The organism is Halobaculum magnesiiphilum, from assembly GCF_019823105.1.
GTDB classification, from domain to species: domain Archaea; phylum Halobacteriota; class Halobacteria; order Halobacteriales; family Haloferacaceae; genus Halobaculum; species Halobaculum magnesiiphilum.
On the sequence record NZ_CP081958.1, the window covers coordinates 2,947,921 to 2,965,230 of the forward strand.

General features: G+C 70.7%; 18 protein-coding genes. 6 read left to right on the forward strand and 12 right to left on the reverse strand.

Annotated elements, in window-relative coordinates; genetic code table 11:
• Window positions 1–205: 205 nt before the first annotated feature.
• From K6T50_RS15150 to K6T50_RS15160, 3 genes are all read left to right on the forward strand, one after another.
• Window positions 206–433: a hypothetical protein gene (locus K6T50_RS15150; protein WP_222607395.1), complete on the forward strand. Its 228-nt coding sequence runs from the start codon at window positions 206–208 to the stop codon at window positions 431–433.
• Window positions 434–517: 84 nt separating this feature from the next.
• Window positions 518–1,654, forward strand: coding sequence for a pyridoxal-phosphate dependent enzyme (locus tag K6T50_RS15155; RefSeq protein WP_222607396.1), 1,137 nt, complete (start codon window positions 518–520; stop codon window positions 1,652–1,654).
• Window positions 1,655–1,682: 28 nt separating this feature from the next.
• Window positions 1,683–2,195 (forward strand): NUDIX hydrolase, encoded by a 513-nt coding sequence (locus tag K6T50_RS15160; protein WP_222607397.1) that lies wholly within the window; start codon window positions 1,683–1,685, stop codon window positions 2,193–2,195.
• 58 nt (window positions 2,196–2,253) lie between these two features.
• On the opposite strand, the gene K6T50_RS15165 is transcribed toward K6T50_RS15160, so the two are convergent.
• A complete protein-coding gene (locus K6T50_RS15165) occupies window positions 2,254–3,657 on the reverse strand; it encodes a tRNA(Ile)(2)-agmatinylcytidine synthase (protein WP_222607398.1) in 1,404 nt (467 codons plus the stop codon).
• Window positions 3,658–3,847: 190 nt separating this feature from the next.
• Between K6T50_RS15165 and K6T50_RS15170 the strand changes: the two genes are divergently transcribed.
• Complete coding sequence (locus K6T50_RS15170) at window positions 3,848–4,831, forward strand: transcriptional regulator (RefSeq protein ID WP_222607399.1); 984 nt, start codon at window positions 3,848–3,850, stop codon at window positions 4,829–4,831.
• Between the two features lie 25 nt (window positions 4,832–4,856).
• Here the strand turns inward: K6T50_RS15170 and K6T50_RS18965 are convergent, their stop codons facing one another.
• The 3 genes from K6T50_RS18965 to K6T50_RS15185 form a co-directional block, all read right to left on the reverse strand.
• Window positions 4,857–6,122: a response regulator gene (locus K6T50_RS18965; protein WP_225935340.1), complete on the reverse strand. Its 1,266-nt coding sequence runs from the start codon at window positions 6,120–6,122 to the stop codon at window positions 4,857–4,859.
• Between the two features lie 110 nt (window positions 6,123–6,232).
• A complete protein-coding gene (locus K6T50_RS15180; protein ID WP_222607400.1) occupies window positions 6,233–6,490 on the reverse strand; it encodes a glutaredoxin family protein in 258 nt (85 codons plus the stop codon).
• 95 nt (window positions 6,491–6,585) lie between these two features.
• Window positions 6,586–7,800, reverse strand: coding sequence for a metal-dependent hydrolase family protein (locus K6T50_RS15185; protein ID WP_222607401.1), 1,215 nt, complete (start codon window positions 7,798–7,800; stop codon window positions 6,586–6,588).
• A 90-nt stretch (window positions 7,801–7,890) separates the two neighbouring features.
• On the opposite strand from K6T50_RS15185, the gene K6T50_RS15190 reads away from it, so the two are divergent.
• Complete coding sequence (locus K6T50_RS15190) at window positions 7,891–8,514, forward strand: DUF7978 family protein (RefSeq protein WP_222607402.1); 624 nt, start codon at window positions 7,891–7,893, stop codon at window positions 8,512–8,514.
• Window positions 8,515–8,550: 36 nt separating this feature from the next.
• Here K6T50_RS15190 and K6T50_RS15195 read toward each other — a convergent pair whose 3' ends face one another.
• Together K6T50_RS15195 and K6T50_RS15200 are read right to left on the reverse strand one after the other, a co-directional pair.
• Entirely contained in the window at window positions 8,551–9,189 is a 639-nt protein-coding gene (locus K6T50_RS15195) for a GNAT family N-acetyltransferase (protein ID WP_222607403.1), read from the reverse strand.
• A gap of 95 nt (window positions 9,190–9,284) precedes the next feature.
• Window positions 9,285–9,905 (reverse strand): metal-dependent hydrolase, encoded by a 621-nt coding sequence (locus K6T50_RS15200; protein ID WP_222607404.1) that lies wholly within the window; start codon window positions 9,903–9,905, stop codon window positions 9,285–9,287.
• Window positions 9,906–9,985: 80 nt separating this feature from the next.
• Between K6T50_RS15200 and K6T50_RS15205 the strand changes: the two genes are divergently transcribed.
• Window positions 9,986–10,705 (forward strand): helix-turn-helix domain-containing protein, encoded by a 720-nt coding sequence (locus tag K6T50_RS15205; RefSeq protein WP_222607405.1) that lies wholly within the window; start codon window positions 9,986–9,988, stop codon window positions 10,703–10,705.
• A 1-nt stretch (window position 10,706) separates the two neighbouring features.
• Here the strand turns inward: K6T50_RS15205 and K6T50_RS15210 are convergent, their stop codons facing one another.
• The 6 genes from K6T50_RS15210 to K6T50_RS15235 form a co-directional block, all read right to left on the reverse strand.
• Window positions 10,707–11,111 carry a thioredoxin family protein gene (locus K6T50_RS15210; RefSeq protein ID WP_222607406.1) on the reverse strand — a complete coding sequence of 135 codons (405 nt, stop codon included), beginning with the start codon at window positions 11,109–11,111 and terminating at the stop codon, window positions 10,707–10,709.
• A gap of 111 nt (window positions 11,112–11,222) precedes the next feature.
• Window positions 11,223–12,560, reverse strand: coding sequence for a hydroxymethylglutaryl-CoA synthase (hmgB, locus tag K6T50_RS15215; protein WP_222607407.1), 1,338 nt, complete (start codon window positions 12,558–12,560; stop codon window positions 11,223–11,225).
• Window positions 12,561–12,622: 62 nt separating this feature from the next.
• Complete coding sequence (locus tag K6T50_RS15220; protein WP_222607408.1) at window positions 12,623–14,893, reverse strand: hypothetical protein; 2,271 nt, start codon at window positions 14,891–14,893, stop codon at window positions 12,623–12,625.
• A gap of 75 nt (window positions 14,894–14,968) precedes the next feature.
• Window positions 14,969–15,547 (reverse strand): DUF2150 family protein, encoded by a 579-nt coding sequence (locus K6T50_RS15225; RefSeq protein ID WP_222607409.1) that lies wholly within the window; start codon window positions 15,545–15,547, stop codon window positions 14,969–14,971.
• 221 nt (window positions 15,548–15,768) lie between these two features.
• Window positions 15,769–16,632, reverse strand: a complete 864-nt coding sequence (locus K6T50_RS15230; protein ID WP_222607410.1) for a TatD family hydrolase — start codon at window positions 16,630–16,632, stop codon at window positions 15,769–15,771.
• A gap of 121 nt (window positions 16,633–16,753) precedes the next feature.
• Window positions 16,754–17,206: a type IV pilin domain-containing protein gene (locus K6T50_RS15235; RefSeq protein ID WP_222607411.1), complete on the reverse strand. Its 453-nt coding sequence runs from the start codon at window positions 17,204–17,206 to the stop codon at window positions 16,754–16,756.
• Window positions 17,207–17,310: the final 104 nt, after the last annotated feature.

Consider the following 17,310-nt stretch of genomic DNA (forward strand, 5'->3'; position numbering starts at 1 on the left):
CACGACCGAGGGCGGCAGTCACGGTCACTGCCCCCGAGCCTGGAAACAGACAGACGATCGGCCCCGGCGTCGAACGGACGATGAACGTATCCGGACGGGTTCCGATCCACACCAGCTATCGAATGACAATCATACCATGTTAGGCTGAAAACACCTTCATGCGGGGTCCCGAGTAAGCACGTCCTATGGTGGGTGTGACTGCTCCATGTCGCTGAAAGGAATGGCACGACCGAACGGGGACGCGATCGATCAGGTCGCGGGGATAACGGGGTTGGGCTGGACGGCGTCCCTGCTCGGATATCTGAGTACCGTCATCGGGTATAGCAACTCCCTTATCACGAACCCGCAGACGCTGTTGTACGTGGGAAGCGTTTTCTTCGTCACGACGCTCGGGCTCGACCGGCTCAGGTCGCGGCTGTCGAACGACGAGTAGCGGACCGTCGACCCTCGACGGACAGTTCTCGAGGTCGCTCGCCGAACCGTCACCTACTGGTCGCTCCCCGCCGCTCGGTCACCCATGACCGCTCCGTCGCTTCGCTGTCCCGACTGCGGCGCCACGTACGCCGATCGCTGGCGCTGTGAGTGCGGGCACCCGCTTGAGTACGCCGAGCAGCCGCTTCCCGACCGTCCCGCGCCCGACCCGGCCGCGTTCGACACGCGCGATGGGCTCTGGTCGTTCGGCGAGTTCCTCCCCGAGTCGCCGCCGGTCACCCTCGGCGAGGGGATGACGCCGCTCGTCGACGCCGAGGCGTGGGACGCCCAGTTCAAGCTGGAGTACGTGTTCCCGACCGGCTCGTTCAAGGACCGGGGCGCGACGACGACCGTCTCGCGGGCGGCCGCCCTGGGCGTCGACACGCTCGTCGAGGACTCCTCGGGCAACGCCGGCGCCGCGATCGCCACCTACGCCGCCCGCGCTGGCATCGACGCCGAGATCTACGTCCCCGCCTCGGTGAAGGATGCCAAGCTGCGTGCGATCCGCCGCGCCGGCGCGACGCCGGTGCGGACCGAGGGGCCGCGGCAGGCCACCACGGACGCCTGCGTCGAGGCGGTGGAGCGGGCGGCGCGAAGCGCCGCCGAAGGGGCGAGCTGCGACGAGCCGCGAGTCACGCGCGCCGGCTGGTACGCCAGCCACGCCTGGAACCCCGCGTTCTTCGCCGGCACCGCGACGTTCGCCTACGAGACGGCGCTCCAGCGCGACTGGGAGGCGCCCGACGCGGTCGTCCTCCCGCTGGGCCACGGTACGCTCTTCCTGGGCGCCTACCGCGGCTTCCGCGCGCTCCGCGACGCCGGCTGGATCGACGGGCTGCCGCGGCTGCTCGGCGCGCAGGCCGCGGGCACCGCCCCCATCGTGGAGGCGCTCCACGGCGCCGACGCGGCCGCCGGCGACAACGATGCTGCCGACGGCATCCAGATCCCCGAGCCAGTTCGTCGCGAGCAGATCCTCGACGCGATCGACGACACCGACGGCGACGCCATCGCGCTCGGAAGCGACCCCGTCGAGTCGGAACTCGCCGACCTCCACGCCGCCGGCTTCTACACCGAGCCGACCTGCGCCGTCGCGCCCGCGGCGCTCCGGGAGTACCGCGAGCGCGGCGTCCTCGACGGCGACGAGGACGTGGTCCTCCCTCTGACCGGGAGCGGGTTGAAGACGTGACCCGGAGCCCGCATGGAGGTGTCCCCCGGTGATCACCGTCGCCGGCGACTACTGCCCGCTGTGTGGTTCCGAACTCGATCGCGTGGTCGTGGAAGGACGGGAGCGGCGCCGCTGTCCCGGGTGCGACCGCGTCGTCTGGCAGAACAGCAAACCAGTCGCGAGCGTGGTCGTCCGAGACGACGAGGAGGTGCTCCTCGGCCGGCGCGAGGTGGACCCCAACCGCGGGCTGTGGGGCGTCCCCGGCGGCAACCTCGAACACGACGAGCATCCGGCCGCGGGCGTCGCCCGCGAGTTGCGCGAGGAGACCGGCGTTCGCGTCGACCCGTCCGATCTGCGGCTGTTCGATGTCGACCACACGACGACGGAGCACCGGTCGGTCGTCGGGATCCGCTACGTCGTCGACCGGGCCGTCACCGCGGGCGAGCCGACCGGCCGCGACGAGACGAGCGCCGCGCGGTTCGCCCCGCCCGAGTGGTTCCGCGAACGCGGCGGGATCAGCCCGTGGGACCGCGATCTGCTCGCGGCCGTGTTCGACGGCTGATCCCGCCAGCCGTGGGCTTCCGCCCGAGCAACGGATCCTCTCTTCCACTCCCGAACTGTCACCGCTCCGGGTGGGTCGGGGCGTCGAAGCCGCCGCGGACGAGCGGCTTGCTGATGTGGCGCCGCGCGCACGGCGGCACCTCGTACCAGCCGGGTTCGAGGTCGCGTTCCAGCGGCGCCTCGACTTTCCCGGCCTCGCTCGTGCCGCAGTCGCGACACCGGTAGCCCTGGTTCGCCCCGGCGGAGTTCATCGACCGTCCGCAGTCGGGGCACTCCGGAACGGCCGGGACCGTCTCGACGAGGTCGCGGACCGCGAACTTCTCCAGCTTCAGCGTGCCGTCGGCGACCTCGCCACAGAGCGTGAGCCGGTCGCCGACCCGCAGGTCGCGCACGCGGTCGCGGAAGCGCTTCGTCGGTTCGAAAGCGACGCAGTCGATCGCGGCCGCCTCGGGACCGTCGCCGTCGACATCGTCGGTGGCGACGGCGTCACCGCCGCCGAGAGCGGCCGCCTCGAAAAACACGTGCCCGCCGCGCCGCGTCTCGGGCGCCGCCGAGACCTCGCACTCGAGGCGGTAGGCGCCGCCCTCGCGCAGGTCGCCGAGGGTTCCCTTCCGGAGGTGCGCGTCGGTCCCCTGGTTCGTCACGAACAGCGCGGAGCGCTCGACCGGTTCGCCGTCGATCCCGTCGGCGACCCGCCGGACTGCCTCGGGGTCGTCGCCGCGGATCCCGTACAGGATCGGCCCCGGGGCGTTCGGGACGCACACCGCCTCGCCCTCGTCGCGGTCGACGGTGTCCCACGCGAGGGGGTACGCCTCCTCGGCGGCCGCGAACACGCTCGCCTCGTCGACCTCGCGGGGCGTACCGCACCGCTCGAACTCGCGATACGAGATGTGCTCGTACGTCCAGTCGTCGAACGCCCGCCAGGCGCCGACGGCCGCGAGCGCGCCGATGCGGCCGCGACCGACGACGGCGTCCTCGCCGGCGCCGTCGCCGTTGTCGTCGCTATCGCCGTCTCCGCCGGCTGTATCGGCCGACGGCTCGCCGTCGCTCCCCCACCCGCGGTGGTCGAACCCGACCTCGTCGGCGAGCGCGAGCGCGTCGCCGAGGTCGTGGAACTCGCGGACTGCGTCGCGGGCGAAGTCGGCGACTGCGTCGGGAACCGCTTCGGGATCGCGGTCGGCGACGACGACGCCGGGGGAGGTCCGGGGGTCGTCGGCGACGGCGTATTCGGCGATCAGGTCGCTCGAGATCGCGAGCGCCTCGGCCGGATCGGCGTCCGTGTGGAGGGCGAGCGCGGCGTTCCCCCGCGTCTTGTGTTCGACGGCGGGGTTGAGACGGACGAGCAGGCGGCGGTGCACGGTGGCCCCCGCGTCCTCGATGGCCTCGGCGACCAGCGCGGCGAGGTACGTGCTGCACATCCCCGCGGTGCGCGAGTCGGTGTCGTCGATGCCGAGGACCGTCACGGCCGTCGGGAGGCAGCGCCCGGAGTTGTGCCTTTCGCGTCCCGACTCCCCCGCTCGACGCCCGGTCGTCCGGGATCCGCCTCGTATAGGTCTATCGGTCGAATCAACGGAGCGACCGGCTGACGGCGTCGGGTGAGACCTGCCGGTCCCGGCACAATCCCTTTAAGGTGTGAGTCGCCTATGTACGGGTATGTCGCGGAAGGCGCTGGTCGGGAACGTGACCGCCATGCTCGCGGACGCCGATTTCCTGGTCAGCGATCGCTGTGCGGTCCGCCCCAAGAGCTTCGACGTGGCCGCCCGACGCGGGGAGGACCTGCTCCTCGTGAAGGTGCTCGGCAACGTCGACGCGTTCGACCGGGCCACGGGCGCGGAGATGCGCCGGCTCGGGGAGTACCTCTCGGCGACGCCGATCCTCGTCGGGATGCGCACGCGCGACGAGGACATCAAGCCCGGCGTCGTCTACTTCCGCCACGGCGTCCCGGCGATCCACCCCGACACGCTGTACGACCTGCTCATCGAGGAGGTACCGCCGCTCATCTACGCCGCCCCCGGCGGCCTCTACGTCAACATCGACGGCGACACCGTCGCCGACGAGCGCAGGGAGCGCGGCTGGAGCCTCGGCCGTCTGGCCGAGGAACTGGGCGTCTCCCGGCGCACAGTCGCGAAGTACGAGGACGGCATGAACGCCTCCGTCGAGGTCGCCGTCGAGCTTGAGGACCTGTTCGACCGTCCGTTCTCCGACCCCGTGCGGGTGATGGAGGGCGCCGAGGAGGTCCGCGAGGCCGACCCGACGCCGGAGCCGCCGGAGGTCGACCCCGACGACGAGCACGTGTACGGCGTGCTCTCGCGGGCGGGCTTCGCCGTCCACCCGACCCAGCGGGCCCCGTTCACCGCCGTCGGCGAGGACGAGGCCGAGCCGCGCGTCGAGTTCACGCTGCTCACCGGCCACTCGCCGTTCACGCGGACCGCACAGAAGCGCGCGAAGCTGATGGGGTCGCTCGGGCGCGTCACCGGTACGCGCGCCGTCTACTTCACTGAGGGCGACGACGAGCCCAAGGAGGAGACCGTCGACGGCACCGCGATCGTCACGATGGTCGAGCTCTCCCGGGCGGACGACCCCGAACGCATCCGCGAGCTGATCCGCGAGCGCTCCGACGAACCGGCGGAGGCGTAATCTCGCCGGGATCGGGCCGTTCTCGCTACGACGCGTCCGTCTCCAGCCCCGACAGCGCCGCGGCGGTGTTCGTCGCGAGCACGCGACCGAGGTACTCCTCGGTCTCCGTGATCCCGTCACGTTTGGGGTCGGACAGCGTGAGCAGCCCCCACTCGCCCACCGGCAGGTACACTTTGCTCGCGACGCCCTCCCGCTGGAGGTCGGCATCCCGCGACACGGTGACCGGCTCGCCCTCGTCGAAGGCGCGCCACGCGTGGGCCGCGTCGGGGTCTTCGCGACCGTACGCCGACCGCTCTCGATCGTAGCGATCCGCGGCCGCGGCGGTCGTCTCGCCGGGAACGAGTTCGTCGGCCTCCCGGTCGTGCCGGCGGGTCCCGTTGTGCGGGAAGCCGAGCACCTCGGCCGCCGCCGACAGCGCGATCTCCTCGATCTCCCGGACGTCGTCCGCGGCCATGAGGTCCCGCGTCGCCTCGTGGAGGTCCGCGAGCGCGCGCTGCACCCGTTTCTGCTCGTCGATGTCGGTGAACACGACGTACCGCTCGTCGTCGTCGCCCCCGGCCGCGACGACGGTGACGATGAACTCGCGGTCGCCGGCCGGCGTCCGACACGTCAGTTCCTCGCGGGCCGTGGTCGCGTCGGCGATGACCCGCTCGACGGAGCCGTCGCCGGCGACATCGACGACCGACGCGATCGGCTCGCCGATCGCCCGCGCGGGATCCACGTCGAAGCGCCGGGTGAACGCGGGGTTCACCTGCCCCACCGGCACCGCCGGGTCCGCGGCGTCGACGACGACCGCCGGCGAGGGCATCGACTCGAACAGCGACTCCAGCGTCGCGTCCTTGGCCGCCAGCGAGCGTCTGGCGGCCTCGCGCTCGCGCTCGGCGCGCCGGCGGTCGAGCGCGCGCTCGACGCTGTTGGCGAGGACGGTGAACGACTCGGCCCCGCCCTTCTGGACGTAGTCGGTGACGCCCGCGGAGATCGCCTCGCTTGCGATCTCCTCGCTGCCGCGGCCGGTGAACAGCACGAACGGGACGCGGTCGTCGATCTCGCGAACCCGCCGGAGCAGCGACAGGCCGTCGATCTCCGGCATGTCGTAGTCGGAAACGAGACAGCTGGCCGTCCCTCGTTCGATCGCCTCGATCGCGTCCGCGGGATCTGTCGTCCCCGAAACAGTCACGGCGTCGAGATCGCGGCCCAGCCGGTCCGTGAGGAGGTCCGTCATCGCCCGGTCGTCGTCGACGACCAGCACCGACGGGGTCGACGCGACCGCGCCGCCGAGCGGGGAGTACATCGACGGAGGATTCCGCTCGACCCTGAAAAATCCCGTGGCGCCAGGAGACGGGGTGAGATCGGCGCTACGGCCGGAGTAGGAGGATCGTCGCTACGGGGCGTACACCGTCGCTACGCCGCGCCCTGGCCGTACGTCTCCTCGAGGTACGCGACGATGTCGTCGGACTCGGGCATCCCCTCGACGCCGTGCTCCTCGTCGACGAGGACGGGGACGCCGGTCTGGCCGGACACCTCCTCGACCTCGGTCCGTTCGGCGTGCGAGCGCGGGACCATGACCGACTCGTACTCCAAGCCGAGTTCGTCCAGTTTCTTCGTCACCTTCGCGCAGTACGGACAGCCTTCCAGTTCGTAGAGGACGAGGTTCGCCATTGCGTCCGCACGTAGCGCCGCCCCCGACTTAAACTCCGTCGGGGTGTGCGCCCCGGGCGCGGAGCCGGCGTGTCGCGTTTGTCGTCCCCCTCAGGTCACTCGTCGCCGCGAGCCGACTCATTGCCGCCGGCGTCCGCGATCGCTCGCTTGGTCCGCTCGTCGGCGCCCGCGACGACCGCCCCGCCCTTGAGGACGGCTCCGGGATCCGTCACCGCGGCGAGGTCCTCGGTCGGGTCGGCACCGACGACGAGCAGGTCCGCGTGCGTTCCCTGCTCCAGCGTCCCCTGGTCCGCGAGCCCCACGGTCTCGGCCGCGGTCTCGGTCATCGCGACGATCGCTTCCAGCGGATCCAGCCCGTGCTCGTGCATGAGCAGCAGCTCCGTGGCGTTGGTGCCGTGCATGTTGAACGGCGTCCCCGCGTCGGTGCCGCCGGCGACCCGGACGCCCGCCTCGACCGCCCGGGCGAACGAGTCGAGGTGACGGTCGTACACCGCCTCGGTCTTCGCGCGGTCCTCCTCGGTGGCTGCCTCGACGTTGCGAACAATGCGGTGGGGTGCCGACAGGGTCGGCACGAGCGTCACGTCGGCGCGGGCGAGCATGTCGATCGCCTCGGCGTCGAGAAGCGTCCCGTGCTCGACGGTGTCGACGCCGGCGGCGACGGCCGACTTCACGCCCTCGGCGCCGTGGGCGTGCGTCGCCGCGTGCAGCCCGCGCCGGTGGGCCTCGTCGACGATCGCCTCGACCTCGGCGTCGGTGAGCGCGACGGCGCCGGGGTCGCTGCCGGGCGTCGTCACCCCGCCGGTCACCATGAACTTGATGAAGTCCGCGCCTTGCTTCGCCTGCTCGCGAACCGCCCGCCGGGCGTCGTCGGCGCCGGTGATCTCTCGGCCGAGGTGGTGGCCGTGGCCGCCGGTCGCCGTGATCGACCGGCAGTTCGCCACCGTGCGCGGCCCGGGGATATCCCCAGAGTCGATGCGGTCGCGAACGTGTACGTCCACGTCGCGCGCGCCCATCACCCGCGCGCCGGTGACGCCGGCCGCGAGCGTTTTCCGGGCGTTTCGCGCCTCCACCAGCGCGAGCTCGGCGTCGCTCATGCCGACGACCTCCTCGACGGTGCGCTCGCCCGACAGCGAGAAGTGCACGTGCGCGTCGACGAGCCCCGGGAGGACGGCGTGCCCGGAGAGGTCGACGACGGACTCGTCGCACCGGGCGCTCAGGTCGCCCGCGTCCTCGATCCGGCCCTCGGCGATCCGGAGGTCGCCCCGTCGGACGCCCGCGCCGTCGACGAGCGTCGCGTCCCGCAGAAGCATGGTCGTCGGTCGGCCCGGCGGCCGAAAGAGGGTTGCGGATCCGAGGGCTCGGCCACAACGAGTTTATCCCGCGACGGCATCGGCGAATCTATGGGGGATGCCCAAACGAACGCGACAGCGACGGGAACGGGAGAATCGAACGCATCCGGGATACGCGAGCGCGTGTCGCTCGCCGGCGGCGCGGCCGCGGGGGTCGGCGCGTACCTGCTCGGCTACCTCGTGACGTACGTGACGCAGGCTGGGGCGGTACGCGATCGCCTCTCGACGCTGAACTTCCTCACGAGCCTGTTCGGCGGCGACCCCGTCGCCGCGTGGCAGGGCGTCGGCTGGTACTTCTACAACGCTCACTTCGTGGCGACCGTGTCGCCGTCGTTCGGCGGCGGGACGCGCTCGTCGGATCTGCTCGCGAGCGCCGACGCCGGCCTGGCGTACCTGTACGCGGTGCCGCCGCTCGCGCTCCTGCTGGCCGGCGCGGCGGTCGCGCTCGTCGAGGGCGTCGACGACCCGACCGACGGGGCGCTCGCCGCCCTCGGCGTCGTCCCCGCGTACTTCCTGCTCGCGGTCGTCGGCACCGTCGTCTTCGCGTACGGCGTCGGCGATGCCGGCAGCGTCCACCCGGACTACGTCACTGGCGCGCTGCTCGCGGGCCTCGTCTATCCCGCCGTCTTCGGCGGCGTCGGCGGAGCGCTCGGCTCGTTCGTCGGCGGCGCCTGACGGGAGTGATTCCGACGGCGCGGTCGAGGCCTCGCGCTACAGGTCGCGGGCGACCATCTCGCCCCAGTGTTCGAAGCCGTATCGCTCGTAGAACGCCTGCGCGCGCTCGTTCTCGCGGTCAACGTCGAGCACCATGCGGTCCAGCGGGAGGTCCTGCTCGCGGGCGGTCGACAGCGCCGCCTCCATCAGGTCGTCGGCGACGCCCGTGCCCCGATACTCGGGGCGCACGTACACCTCGTTGAGCACGGCGGCGTCCCAGACGAACGACAGCGACTCCGGGAGGACGAACACGTAGCCCGCGAGCGCCGACGGGTCGTCGTTGTCGTCGGGATCGCCGTCGTGGCCGCCCGTGTCGTCGTCGGCCGCGTCGCCGGCCGCCGCTTCGCCGGCGCCCGCGTCGCCGCCGACCGCCGCGACCGTCACGGTCGCCGCCTGCTCGTCGACGCAGCGGTCGACCCAGTCGAGCCACCGTCGCCGGTACTCCTCGGTGAGTTTCGCCTCGTACGTCGCGGCCTTCGCGTCGCCGCCCGTGCCGTCGCCGAGTCCCGTCTCGAAGCCGCGCTTGAGTCCCCACAGCGCGTCCGCGTCGTTCGGTTCGTACGGCCGGATCGTCGCGTCGGGGTCACTCGGGTCGCCCGCGTCGTCCGCGTCTTCCGCCTCGCCGGAGTCGCTCATACCCGCGTCTTCGCGGGCGGACGAATCAACCCGCCGATGGCGTCGTCCCCGACGACGCGGGCCGCACCGCGACGGCGACGGCGCCTGGGACCGTCTCACCGCTCGCGCGCGAACCGGACCGCCAGCACCCCGACGCTCGTCGCGACGAGCAACAACTGCCAGCCGGCCCACACCAGCGGGAACACGCGCTCGACGTCCTCTGGCTCGTCGCCGGGCGAGGGGTCAACGCCGGTCGCGTAATGGAGGTTCTCGGTCGTGCGCACCTCCTCGGGCGCGAGGTCGACGAACGTCTGGAAGAAGCCCCGCTGGTTCGACAGCCCAGCCCGGCCGTTCAGGCTGTAGAACTGGTCGTGGACCGGCCAGAACAGGTTGACGCCGTTGGCGACGTAGTCGAGGCCGACGCCCGCGACGGCGAAGCCGGCGAGCGCGACCCACGCGAGGTGCGGAGCGGCGTCGCCCCACCGGTCCCGGAGCCACGAGCGATCGCGAACGCTGGTGTCGTACGCGAGCGCCCCGACGGCGGCGACCGGGATCAGGACGTTGTGGCCCAGCGAGCGGTGTGCGCCCGCGAGGAACGGCGAGACGAACGAGTCGATATCCGGGAGGACGGTCGCCAGGAAAACGACCGCGACCGCGCGTCGGCCGAACGCCGACTCGCGAAGCAGCGCCGCCGCGAGGAGGCCGGCGAGCGCGAGGTGGACCAGCGTCGAGGGCACGGCGGAGGCCAGGGGACGGGACGACATGGCCGTTTCGGCGCTCCGACACCCTTACACTCGGGTGTGCCGACCTCGCGGGTATGAGTGTGGGCGAGGACCACGGCGAGGCGCGAGCGCGTCTCGCCCGCCGGATCGCGGGCGAGATCACCCTCTCGGGGGATCCCGGAGCGACGCTCCGGAAGTGGCGCACGGACTTCGACGTCTCACAGACCGAGCTCGCCGAGCGGATGGGCGTCTCCTCGTCTGTCGTCTCCGACTACGAGAGCGGCCGCCGCGAATCGCCCGGGATCGGCCTCGTCTCCCGGGTGGTGGAGGGGCTGCTCGACATCGACGAGTCGCGCGGCGGCTCGCGCATCCGGCAGTTCGCCCGCGTCGTCTCCGCCGGCTTCGAGTCGGACATCGTCCGCGACATCCGCGAGTACCCCGCGGCGCTTCCGACCGAACGGGTGTACGAGGCGCTCGACGCCACCGAGATCGCCCCCGGCGAGCGCGACACGGTGAACGGCCACACGGTGATCAACTCCATCGAGGCGATCACGTCGCTGTCCTCCGAGGAGTTCTACCGGCTGTACGGCCAGTCGACCGACCGCGCGCTGGTGTTCACGGGCGTCACCCGCGGCGAGTCGCCGCTGGTGGCGCTGCGGGTCGTGACGCCGACGCCGAACGCGGTGATCCTCCACGGGCTCGACGAGGAGGCGCTGTGGGACCACGCCGCCGCGCTGGCGCAGGTCGACGGCTTCTCGCTCGCGGTCTCCACGACAGATCTCGAGCCGGCGCTGGAGGAGCTTCGGTCGCTGTAGATCAGTTCTCGCCGGCGGCCCGCGCGTCCTCGACGAACTCCACGATCCGTTCGGCGCCGACGAACCCGTCGGCGATGCGGTCGACTTCCTCGGGGTCGCCGTCCTCGCCCGCGGTGAACACCGCGAGCGTCGGGACCGACCGGATCGCGTGCTCGCTCACGAGCGAGGGATCGTCCCTCGGGTTCACGAGCAGGACCGGCACGTCCGCGGCGCGGGCGACGCTCCCGAGCACCGGCTCGATGCTCTGACAGAGGGTACAGCCCTTCGTGTAGAAGTCGACCAGGACGAAGTCGCCACCGGCGACGGCCTCGCGGAGTTCGGCTGGGAACTCCCGGGCGTCAACATCGCGAGGCTTCGGAGGGGTCTCCGTGTCGTCTCCGTCGGCTGTCGATGCCGTGTCGCTCATGCGATGTGATCGGCGGCGGGCGGTGAAAGGCGTTGCAGTCGTGTGTGCGCGGAGCGCACCGGCGACGGCGACCGCGGCGGCGACGACAACCGCGACCGCGACGGCGTTCGGTTACTCGACGTAGTCGTACTTCCGCTCGCTCATCCGGCCCCAGCCGGTGAACACGAACTCGCCGTCGGGCTGGGTGAACTCCTCCAGCTCCACGTCCATGTCGTGGTTGTGGCGGTCGTGAACCTGCTCGTACTCGTCGTACGAGAGGTCATAGCGGCGCTGGAGTTGGTCCTCGAGGTCGGCCGCCTCGATCTCCTCCTTCCAGCCGTCCGCGACGGTTTCGGCGTGGATCTCGGCTTGTGCGCCGGAGCCGTACGAGGCGACGAGGAGCTTCTGTCCCTGGAGGTCCACGTCGTTCGCGGCGGCGTGGCGCAGCGCCGAGACGCGGGCGATGTGGACCGAGCCGGTGTACCAGTTGCCGACACGCCGCGAGATGTTCAGCGTCGGATCGATGGTGTCGGCGTACCACGACTGGTACTCCTCGGTCTCCTTCAGGTCGTCCATGTACGCCCGGATGGCCTCCTCGTACGCCTCCCAGTCGTCGAAGTCCTCCTCGCGGGGCTGGCGCCCGATGCGACCCTCGAGGGCGTCCTCGATCTCCGTGTCGCGGATCATGTGCCGGTAGCCGAGCAGGCCCGCCTTGCGGACCATCCCCGGGAACGGGGTGTGGAACGGGATGTACGCGAAGTCGTCGGGGTGGGTGTCCCACGCGACCGACTCGAAGTCCTCCAGCGCCTCGCGCATGCGGGCGAGGTACACCTGCATCGAGCGCTTGCCGTCGACCGAGGGGAACTGCTGGTTCGGCTTCAGGAAGTCCGTCTCGTCGGCGCTGCCGTAGCCCTGCTCGGTCGAGAGTTCGACGACCGAGGGGTCCTCGTCGATGAGCATCGCGACCGCGCCGGCGCCCTGCGTCGCCTCGCCGGGGTCGCCGCGGGCGTACAGCGCGGTGTCGGTGGCGATGACCAGCGCCGCGCGGCCGCGGTTGCGTCCCGCCTTGATCCAGTTGTACGCGTCGTCGATCGACTGGGTGCCGGCGACGCACGCGAACTTCCGCTCGCCCTTGTTCGCGTGGTGGAAGTCCCCGTCGTACACCTGCTCCAGACAGCCCGCGATGTACGTCGAGACGGGCTTGGAGTTGTCGAACGCCGACTCCGTCGCCACGTCGATGCGGCCGATGTCCTGCGGGTCCAGGTCCTTGCGGTCCATCAGGCGCTTGGCCGCGTTCGCGCCCATCGTGACGATGTCCTCGTAGGCGTCCGGGAACGAGGAGGTCTCCAGTCCGAGCCCCTTCGTGTACTTGCCGGGGTCCTCACCCTTGGCCGGCGCGAACGTTCCGGGGAGGTCCAGCTGGAGCTTCCCCGTCCAGATCTCGATCGCGTCGATTCCCACAGCTGTCATGGACGGAGGTATGGAGAACTGGGTTGTAGGTCTGTCGATGGTCGAATACGTCGATCGTCGAACTACGGGCCGGTGTACGTGCCGGAGCCGTCCGCGGTGTCGGTCAGACTGACCACGGCCACGACCGCACCGTTCGCGTCCCGGATCACGTATCCGACGCGGTACTGTTGATTCGCGCCGAAGCTGAACTGGATGTTCTGGTTGTTCTGGCTGCGACTCGTGAACGTGAGTACGCCGGATTCGCCGTTCCCCGGGAGGTTGAGCGCGAACGCACGCACCTCGCTGAACGACCCGGTCGAACTCACGTCGTAGGAGTAGTCGTACCGCGGTTGGTTGTTCGCCACCTGCGTCAGATCGTCGATGGTCCAACCGGTGAACGCCGCCGTCGAGGAGCCGCCCAAGTCCGCGTTCTCGCTCGTCGGGCTCTGGGCGTCCGCGACATCCGAGATGGTCTCGGATTCGGCGACGTACTCGGTTCCGCCGGCGTCCGTGTAGATGACCTCGAAGACGATGGCGTACTCCCCGCCTGAACCGTAGCCGTTGCTGTAGCGGAGGCCCGCCTTCGACTCCGTGCTGCTCAGCGTGTCCGACGCCGCGTTGTTGTCCTGATTGAGGAAGGACACCTCGACGCGCTCGAAGGAGCTGTTCGTGTTCGAGACGCTGTAGGAGCCGATGAACACGGGCTGGTTACCGTTCTGTCTCGTCAGGTCGTCCACCCGGGTGTCGATGGTCGGACCGCCCCCGCCGTCACCTCCACTGACGACCCGCGCCGTCAGCCGCTCACCGGCCCCGGACGCCGCCGCGTACAGCTTCGCCGTCCCGTTACTCGGGAGGTCGACCGTCACGTCGGCGCGCCCGTCGTCATCGGTCGTGGCATTGCCGTTCGAGCCGGCGAACCGTGCAACAGCGGAGGTGTTCGACGCGTAGTCGACCTCGACCCCGGAGACGGGCTCCCCGGTGTCGCTGTCGGTCGTCTCCGTCGTCACATCGATCGCGTCGCCGGCGATCGACCTGTTGACGAGAATGTCGGCGTCCGTGCTCGTGTCCTCGGAAACGCCGTCCGCCGCCGTGACCGAGTCCACATCCCACTGCAGATCGTACAACGAGGAGGCGGTTCCGTCGCCGGTCCCGGCGCCACCTTCGGTAGCTTCGACGGTGAACGCGGCGTCCGAGGCGCTGCTCGCGTCGAACCCGCCACCGTCGACGTCGTTGTAGCTGAAGCGGAGTGTCTCCTCACCCTCGGTCCTACGCGCCGTGTACTCGAAGACGGCCCGGCCGTCGCCGTCGGTCAGCACCTCGTCGTCCGCGAGGCTCCCCGGCCCCTCGTCGACCCCTCCGTTCACTTCGACCCCCGACATCGGGTTCCCGTACCCGTCCCGGACCTCGACGACGACCTCGCGGGTCGTCCCCGCGGTCATTTCCGACGGGCGCTGCTCCACGTCGAGATACGCCGGCGTTCGGTCGGGGGTGTCGCCGGAGCCGACGTGAACGGCCGCGATGCCCAGCGCGTAGGTCCGCGAATCGTTCAACTCGATGGTCACCGCGTCACCGCCGGGCGCGTTCTCGGTCCCGTTCACCCATCCCTCTTCCATTTCTTCGGCCAGCAGCTTCTCCCATCGAGTCGCGTTCAGTGTGGTCGGAATGGTCACGTTGAGTGTCCCGTTGACACGCTCCCGCCTGGAGACGGTACTCACCGCCTCCGGGTCCACCGACACCGTCGAGACGCCGCTTTGACTGAGGTCACCCGATACCGCGACCAGGGTGATCCGGTCGTCCTCGACGACGCGTTGGTCCGTCAGCGTGAGGTTCGCCCCGTTGGAGAACCGGTTGAACGCGACGCCGGACTCGTAGCGCGTCGTCGGGGCCGCGCGATAGTTCTCGTACCGCGGCTCGTACACGACGAACCGCGTGGACTTGTTTCGGGTTTCCGCGATGTCCCAGTAGTCGTTCGCCTCGCCACCGGCCGAACTCTCCACGTCGATGTTCTCCAGCGAGACGGACCCGCTGCCGGGAGGGTCGACGGTCTGTACTCTCCCCGACGCCGGAGGCGGATTCACGAAGAAGGCCCGACTCGGATAGCGCGTCCCGAGCTTCACGGTCGCCGGCGCGGCGTCGCCGGTCCGGCCGGTCGCCGTGATGCTGGAGGACAGCTCGACCATGTCGGTCTGGACCTCCTGGTTGTGGAGGAACTCGATCTCGCGGTTCTGGTCGGGGACGACCGTGGCCTGGTACGTCGAGAGGGCGACGATCAGGAATCCGAAGAGGATCACCGCGCCGATCTGGACCGTGACGGCGCGGTCACGTGCTCCGTTCCCGTCCCCCCGACCGGTCATGGCCCGGTGTAGCCGGAGGGCCGTGATAAGCGTGCGGTCCCGAGTATCAGTTCGGACGCCGCCGCGTCGGTGGCGTTACTCGTCCTCCTCGACGACCTCGGGGTCGGCCATCGCCGACTGCAGCGAGTCGAGCCCGTTGACCCACTCGGAGACGAAGCCGTACTCCAGGTCCTCGACGAGGTCCATCGGCAGCTCCTCGCCGTCGATGATGCGGGTGCCGGCCTGCACGAGGTAGCCGAGCGCGGCGTCGACGTCCTCCTCGGCCTCCGCGGCCGCGGCGGCCTCGACGTACTCGCCGACGCTCCCCTCGTCGGCGGGACCGCCGACGACGTACTCCTCGGCGGCGTAGAAGACGCACACCAGGCTCGTCTGGACGCCGTCGATCAGCATCGCCTTCTCCTCGTCGGCGATCTCCACGTCGTCGAGCACGATCTCGCGGATGTCGGCGATCTCGTCGGTCGCCTCCTCCTCGCTCAGTCGGTCGTCGTCGTAGGCCGCGAGGATCTTCGCGACCGCGATCGCGGTGTCGTCCTGAAGATTGAGCAGCAACCGGGCGGAGTCCTCGTTCTCGGGGTCGAGGTCCTCCTCCGCGACGCGGTCGAGCCAGTTCTGCCACCGGTCGGCGGTGTAGAACGTCTCCTCGGATTCGCTCATACCCACACGGTTTCGGCCTGTCTTGATATGCCTTTCTTCTCCCCGAACACCCCGCGATCCGGGCCGAGTCGGAGGATATCCCGCCGATCCCCCGTGTCACTCACAGGCACCGATGGCGGTCATCGTTGGCGTCCTCGGCGGCGGGATCGACGCGGCGATCCGCGTCATCTCTGATGCGGCGGCCGCTACTGCCCACGGGTTTGCTCGACGTTCCCCTTCGATTACGTCGATTCTCCGTCCGACAGCGTCGCCTCGGTGTCGATACCGTACACCGCCCGCGGCGTCACGATGTGGGCGGTCCGTACCGCGTCGTCGTACCCCTCGTCGAGCAGCCAGCGGACGCGCCGCGGCACGGTCTTCGGCCCCAACACCATCCCCGGCTTGTCCGGATCGTCGACGAAGTCCGTCTCCATCAGGAACGGCTCGCCCTCCTCGGCGGCGGTCTGCAGCCAGTCCTTCTCGCTCATCACGCTCGGAGTGGGTCCGGCCAGCTTCCCGGACGCGTAGTGCTTCACGACGCGGGAGGGGTCCATCCCGGCCTCGCGGGCCCAGTCGGCTATCTCGGTCAGGTCCTCGCTGGCCTCGGTGTGCAGTTGGACCGCACAGTCCAGCTCGGCGCCATGCTCGAACGCCCGGCGCATCACGGCGTTCGACGCGTCCCACACCGTCTCGGACACGTCGTAGTGCGGGCGCCCCGACTTCAGCCCCAGAGCGCGGCCGTCGGCAACGAACTCGGCGGCGACGGACAGCCCCTCACACATCAGCGCTCGCGCGGCGTCCGGCTCGTACCCCTCGTCGTCCACGAGCCGGGAAATCAGCCCCGGGTGGACCCCGAGAACGGGCCACGCGCGGCCTGGGAGCCGCTCGCTCGCATCGCGGACCGCCTCGATCGTCGCCTCGAACGCGGGGCGGAAGTCCTCGCGGTCGGACGGCACCGGCCCGAGGTGCCACGAGGGCTTGTTGACGACGAGCAGATGCGTGCCGCCGAGCCGGGCGAAGTCGTCGACTGCGGCCATGCCGCGACCGTGCTCGGGGTCGAGGTGGAGGTGGTTGTCGAGCACGGGCGTGCCGAGGTCCTCGCTCATGGTCGCGGTTGCGCGCCGGCGCTCGAAAACCCTGCGGGCCGCGGGCGTCGCCGGCGCGGGTCGGGGGGTCGGCCCCGGCGACGCGGTCTCAAAACTGAGCGTTCGTCCCGGCGACGCGGTCTCAAAACGGGGTCTGCCCGCGGGCGAGCACCACCGAGGTGCGCCCCTCGGGGCCGGACCAGACCAGCCGAACCTCGGTTCCCGGCGGAACCGGCCCCTCCGTCTCGTCGGAGAGGACGATGCTGTCGCCGCCGGTGAGCGGGTAGCGCGTCTTCAGCGCCGCGCGCTCGTGTCCGCTGTCGGCGACGAGCGTCAGGTTACCCGTGTTCTCCTTGGTGACGGTCTCGCCGCCGTGGATGCTGGCGGTCACCTCGTAGTCGGTGCCGACCGATCGGTAGGTGAAGTCGACCGTCAGCGACGGCGGACCGGCGGCGAGTCCGCCGGGGAGGCCGAGCATCGCGGCGCCGAGCACGGCCGCGAGCACGACCGTGATCGCGACCATCGTCACGGTCGCGATCACCGGCGTGACGGCTCTGTCGCGGGAGGACGGCCCGTGCTGTGGTGTCGCTGTCATGGATATCCGACCGTCGGGTTCCCCAGCGACGCGCCCGAGTTACCGGGAGTGCCGCGGTCTCGTACTTAACCGCGTCGGCGACGTTCTCACCGCTGATATCGCCG